The sequence below is a fragment of the uncultured Porphyromonas sp. genome (assembly GCF_915070105.1).
Lineage (GTDB): Bacteria > Bacteroidota > Bacteroidia > Bacteroidales > Porphyromonadaceae > Porphyromonas.
The window spans coordinates 1-5834 of record NZ_CAJZFJ010000096.1 but is presented as its reverse complement, the minus strand read 5'-3'; the positions used below and the strand labels follow the sequence as shown (position 1 = coordinate 5834).

Here is a 5834-nt window from a genome sequence, read left to right as displayed (position 1 = left end):
CGAACCTTGACAAACAGAACCAAAACCTGTTGTGCTACCATTACACCACGAGACAAGCCCTTCCACTCTGTGACCCTATGGAGGGCGCATCCCTCCGAGCCACAAAATGCGGTGCAAAGATAGTGCTTTTTCGCAAATGCACAAGCTAGATATCCTTGTGTCTCAGCTACGACACATGATTTCTTTCGTCCGCTCTAGCCTTTGGCTCTTTGGGCGGATTAATTTCCTATTTCAGGGTGTCTTGGCTGTGTCCCTAGGGAGTCTTGGCCGTATTCCTAGTGGCCCTAGTCGTTAGCTCCGAGAAATAGCCCTAGGAGCGAGCTCTACAGAGGACATACCGAGGACGAGGGTGTGTACACGCGTGTATACTGTTGTGTACACGTGGGTATACTAGAGTGTACACACGTGTATACTCATCCCTCCTAGGTAGGAGGTATACGCTCGGTGTGTCTACACCTACTACACGGGTATGCGTAGCTGATGAGGGTATGAGACGTAGGGGCAGCAGGGTTGGGCTTTGGGTGCCTTGTGAGGGCTGTCTCTATTGGGGAGTGAGATGCACCTTGTAGGACTAGTTTATAGGTCTACCTACAATTATGTATTTTTCTCCGTGATAGATGCTGTGTAAAGGAGGGTATCTCGCCGTGGGGGATGTGCAAGGCGTTATGATCCAGTTTGTTCCTGCCTATATACCGACAAATGTGTACCCCGATAGTTACTCGTTTTAATCCTCCGAATGGCTCTATCTTTACGTCCGTTTTTAGGGTGCTAGCACCCTACTGTCTACTGGTCAATAGTACAACAATTCTAACTACTAACGTGATGAAACTTTACAGATTGGCGACCCTAGGCTACATAGCTGTGGCTGGGATGTTGCTCGTCTCCTGCAGCAAGGAGACCCCTCGGCAAGAGAAGAAACCTAATGAGACGACGAAGCCTGTCGTGCCCGAGACCCCTAAGATCCCCGGCGAGGCTCATGTAGCAGTCGCTACTCCTGGGGGGCTAGAGGCTGCGCTCAAGGGCGAAGACCTAGCGAAGCTCACCAAACTCGTCGTCCGCTCGGGCACGCTGAACCAGGCTGACCTAGACTATGTGACGAAGAGCCTCAAGATCCAGGAGATCGATCTCAGTGCTGCGACCCTGAGCCTTGGGGAGCAAGACAAAGGCTTTGACAGCAATAGTACGCTCAAGAAGATCACCGCTCCTACCAATATAGAGAAGACGCAGAAGGCGTGGTTCTCCAACACCCTAGCGACCGAACTCGTCTTCCCCGGCGATAAACTCAAGAGCTTCGGTGGAGCCGTCTACAACGAGAAGCTGAAGAGCATCGTCCTCCCTAACTCTGTCGAGGAGCTCGGTGTCGCAGCCTTTGCCAATAGCAACTTCGAGACGATCACGCTCTCCACGAGCCTAAAGAGCATCCCTGCCGAAGCCTTCAAGGGCTGTCGCCGCCTGACGAAGCTCACGATCCCTGCCAGTGTGACGGAGCTCAAGGACAATGTCTTCGCTGGATGTGCCAAGCTCAAGGAGATCGTCTTCCTGTGCCCTGTACCGAAGTTCACCGCCAACGAACTAGATGAAAACGCCTTCGAGGGCTACGACTTCACTTCGCTTGAGCCCAAGATCACCGTACCTAAGGGGACGAAGGCTGACTACCTCAAGGCGCTGGGCTGGGGCCCTAAGGCTCGGAGTGCACAGTGGTTCGTTGAGGCCGAATAAGAGACCAGCATTACCTATCCACGATCCTCGCACAGCCCTCCTCTCTAGCCTCTATGATAGAAGAGGGGCTGTGCGGTCATCATCTATTCTCACTCAGATATACCACTATGAACTACAAGAAGCTAATCACCCTCTGTAGCATGGCTATCCTAGTTGGCTCGACGATCGTTGCCTGTACCAGGACTGAGCCAAAGGCTAAGAAGGAAGAGAATACTAATGGTCATTCGGGAGCCACGAAGAAGCCTAATAATCCAGCTAACCCCACCAACCCTAATCCTAATGATCCTCTGCCTGCCCTACGTGAGGGCGAGGTGAGGGTCGCTGTCCCTCAGGCTGGGGGGCTAGAGGCTGCACTCAAGGGGAAGGATCTCACTAAGGTTCGCTTCCTACTCCTGACCTCTGGAGCTATCAATCAGGACGACTGTGACTTCATCCGTTACAGCCTTCAGAAGCTCGAAGAGGTAGACCTAAGCCGTGTCGCCCTCGGGATAACCGATGATGAGTATGGGCTGAAGGACAATAAGAGTCTCAAGAAGATCATCGCACCAGCTACGCTGAGACGTATCGCCACGGGGTGGTTCAGCTACACCCGTGCCGAGGAGATCGTCTTCCCTGGGGACAAGCTCCGCATCTTCGGTGGGGCGCTCTTCAACGAGCGGGTCAAGAAGATCACCCTCCCCGAGTCGGTGGAGGAGATCCTGCCTGAGGCCTTCTGGAACAACAATAAGATGGAGACGATCAACCTCCCCAGCAAGATCAAGATCATCCCTGCCCGTTGCTTCTACTTCTGCAAGAGCCTGCGTACCATCGAGATCCCCGCTGGGGTGACGGAGCTACAGACTCAGGCCTTCGCCGAATGTATACAGCTAGAGCGCATTACCTTCCTCGGGGATGCTCCTGCCCTACAAAAGGGGACGAATGGCCAGCTCCTCAATCCCTTCGGATCGGTTGTGTGGGAAGAGGGGGGCAAGCGCAAGTGCGTGATCCGTGTCCCCAAGGGCAAGACACAGAGCTTCCTAGACAAGTGGGGCTGGTCTTCGGACAAGGCGAGCCGCTTCGAGGAAATCTAACTAGAAGCCCAGCCCATGCACATACCGACATATATAGGCAGGTGTCGAGCTCGTCTGTCGGCTCTAGCCCTATCGGTCATAGCGCTTGGCCTTCTCGGCGGATGCTCGCAGACCCGACCAGACCGTGGGGATGAGGCCTCCACCGTGAGCGATGATGTGCTCGTGCACTATCTACGACAGCAGATAGATACGGATGCTGCACAGGACGCTCCCGAAGCCAGCTATACCGACTACATCACCCCACAAGACTATCCAGCACAGCAGGAGCGTATGTGGGAGCTGTGGCGCAGGGCCAATGCCGAGCGACTCGCCACCCAAGCCTGGGCGATAGGTTCGCTCAATGCACTGGTCTGGAAGATCCCTCAGGGCGAAGAGATGCAGCTGCGTCTCTTCGCCCAAGGGGCTAAGCCAGAGGGAGGCTATCCCTTCTTCATCAACCTCCATGGTGGAGGGCGATACCCCGCAGAGCCAGGCCCCTGGACCTCCGAGATCAACGAGCGGGAGTGGTACACCCTGATGTCCTTCACGGATCGTTACCCCAATCGCCCTGCTCTGTACTTCGTCCCTCGTATGGCAGATGATCGCAAGGGGAGGTGGCACTATGCTCCGCAGCGTGTCGCCTTCCGCCGAGCCTATCAGATAGCGGTACTTAGGGGCGAGGCAGATCCCGATAGAGTCTATCTCACGGGGATATCCGAGGGGGGATATGGAACCTTCCGCCTAGCTCTCTATATGCCTGACTACTTCGCTGCCATTGGCCCCTTGGCTGCGGCTATTGAACACCTTGACCTAGCAGAGAACCTGCGCAATGTGGCCCTGCGCTTCGACGTCGGTGCACGTGACTACGAGTATGATCGTAGCCTCAACGCTAGGGACTGGAGGGACAAGCTCGATGAGCTAGCGAAGGCAAACCCCGGAGACTTCATCCACGAGAGCAATATCATCCCCGACCACGGGCATACGATCCCCTATCTGACGATGACTCCATGGCTAGCCCAGCATAAGCGACGCACCTACCCCAAGCACATCAGCTATACCTACTACAATATAGATGATGGCTTCTCCGATGGTGTCTATTATCTGGGCTTCGGTAAGGTGAAGCACAGTAGGGATGCCCGTCTACACCTAGACGTGCAGCATGAGGGCAATACCTTCGAGGTCAAGACCAAGCTCCTGAAGGGGACTGCCGAGGGCTCGCTGACGCTCTATATCGACGAAGTGGACTTCTCTAAGCCCGTAGTGGTTCGGCATAATGGACGGGAGGTATTCTCGGGTATCTTGAAGCCCAGCAAGGGGGTGATGGCGGAGGCCATAGCCCGCTTCGGTGACCCCAAGAGAGTCTTTCCCGCCAAGGTCAATATCCCACTCTAAGGCGAGGTCACTACAATCCCGCTCTCGCACACAAGTAGCCCCGATGGCATCCCAAGGACGCCATCGGGGCTACTTGTATGAGCTCCAGCGTGTATAAGTCTTCGCTGGTAGCTCTTGCGCCGTAGTGAGATCAGTGCCCCGAGTCGGAGGCGGTGAAGCGACAGCGTGGGTAGTTGCTACAGCCTAGGAAGGAGCTGTATGGCCCTTGGCGAACGAGCAATTGCCCTCCACACCTCGGACAAATACGGCTCTCGATCAGTCGCTGTCGCTCCTGCACTCTTGCCCGAACGTATAGGATATGCCGCTTCGCTGCTTTCGATCCTCGGACATCACTGGTGTGGATAAGATCCCTAAATGAGGCCACTTCTTCGGTCGTTAGCCTTTCCGTCGAGTGGCTCAAGATGAATTCCCGTAGCTGGCTCAGGTACACCACACGCTCATCCATATACCCCTTTAGCTCAGCCCTATCGAGAAAGACCACGATCTGAACGAACCGATTTAGAGGTATCCCTAGTAGCCCCTGTAGAGCTCTGGTATGGGCATAGTTCTGTCTGACTGGGTTGCGCAGGGGAAACTTCGTCCCGTATATATTTTGTGTCCAGTATTCAGCATGCCTTCTCCCATAGATCCAGCCCTTGTAGTTCTTTGTCTCGATGACGAAGATGCCGTAGGGAGACACGACGACGTGGTCGATCTGTGTGGATCTGCCACTGTCCCGGAGGAGTATGTTATCAAACGGAAAGTAGCCATCAGGGAGGGTAGATAGGACAGAGGAGACACGCTTCTCGCCGATCCGCCCCTTGATCTTTGCTTCATTCCATTTAAGGAAAAGCGATAGTAGGAGCAGGACGAGAGTAAGAGGTAGAAATAGCGACATCATCTGCGTTCGTATTCTATTTGTTCGTAGGGGAGGATGGGGGGCTCTCCGTTAAGTAGGGGCGGGAGACTGCGGGCTGATACCTCCTTGGGGTGTTGCTTGAGCTTATATTCTGTTCGTTATTGGCTTTACAGAGAGCGGAGTCCGAGCCCCATTCCTGTCCATTCGCTCTTTGGTGAGACCTACGAGGGTACGCTTTGTACAGCGAGGGAGGGACTTGGGGCTGTGTCTGTCGGTGGCTGGGGATGGGAGGAGTCTGCTTCATATAGTCGGTATGTTGTACGCAAATGTACGACTGATCACCGAGGTATAAAAGACCAAGAGAAAGGGATGCCGTGTGACAGCTTCAGTCAAGGTACGAAGTCCCTACAGCGTCCTCTCTGAATGCCGTAGGGACTTCCCGTTTTAGCGTAACATCCGCACAAGCACTTGTGTCCACTACGTCCTAGCTTACAAGGTCGGAGGTAGTGGGCTAATAGGGGGCTCGGTCTTCCCCCTGCCAGTATGGGGTAATATAACAAGTAGGGGCACAGTGAGCCCCCAAGTGGGGGGCTATCATAGGGCCGATGCATGAGCTCTCTCGCACACTCCAGCCTTTGGATCTTCGGGGATATTAGTTCATATCCCAGGGAATCTTAGCCCATCCCTAGAGATCCTACGTATTATCGCCAAGAAACAGACATACAAGCAAGCCCTACAGAGGATATACTTAGAGCGAGGTAGTGTACACGCGTGTATACCATTGTGTACACGTGGGTATACTGTTGTGTACACACGTGTACACTCATCCCTCCTAG

The 5834-nt window shown here is 54.4% G+C and carries 4 protein-coding genes; 3 read left to right on the top strand and 1 reads right to left on the bottom strand.

The genetic code is table 11. The features are described 5' to 3' along the window. Positions 1-822 precede the first annotated feature (822 nt). From QZ554_RS08000 to QZ554_RS07990, 3 genes are all read left to right on the top strand, one after another. Positions 823-1719, top strand: coding sequence for a leucine-rich repeat domain-containing protein (locus QZ554_RS08000; RefSeq protein WP_297195679.1), 897 nt, complete (start codon positions 823-825; stop codon positions 1717-1719). A 107-nt stretch (positions 1720-1826) separates the two neighbouring features. Beyond that, complete coding sequence (locus QZ554_RS07995) at positions 1827-2789, top strand: leucine-rich repeat domain-containing protein (RefSeq protein WP_297195678.1); 963 nt, start codon at positions 1827-1829, stop codon at positions 2787-2789. Between the two features lie 15 nt (positions 2790-2804). Next, positions 2805-4160, top strand: coding sequence for a hypothetical protein (locus QZ554_RS07990; protein ID WP_297195677.1), 1356 nt, complete (start codon positions 2805-2807; stop codon positions 4158-4160). Positions 4161-4290: 130 nt separating this feature from the next. Here the strand turns inward: QZ554_RS07990 and QZ554_RS07985 are convergent, their stop codons facing one another. Then, on the bottom strand, positions 4291-5040 hold the full coding sequence (locus tag QZ554_RS07985; protein ID WP_297195676.1) for an NERD domain-containing protein: 750 nt from the start codon (positions 5038-5040) through the stop codon (positions 4291-4293). Between the last annotated feature and the right edge of the window lie 794 nt (positions 5041-5834).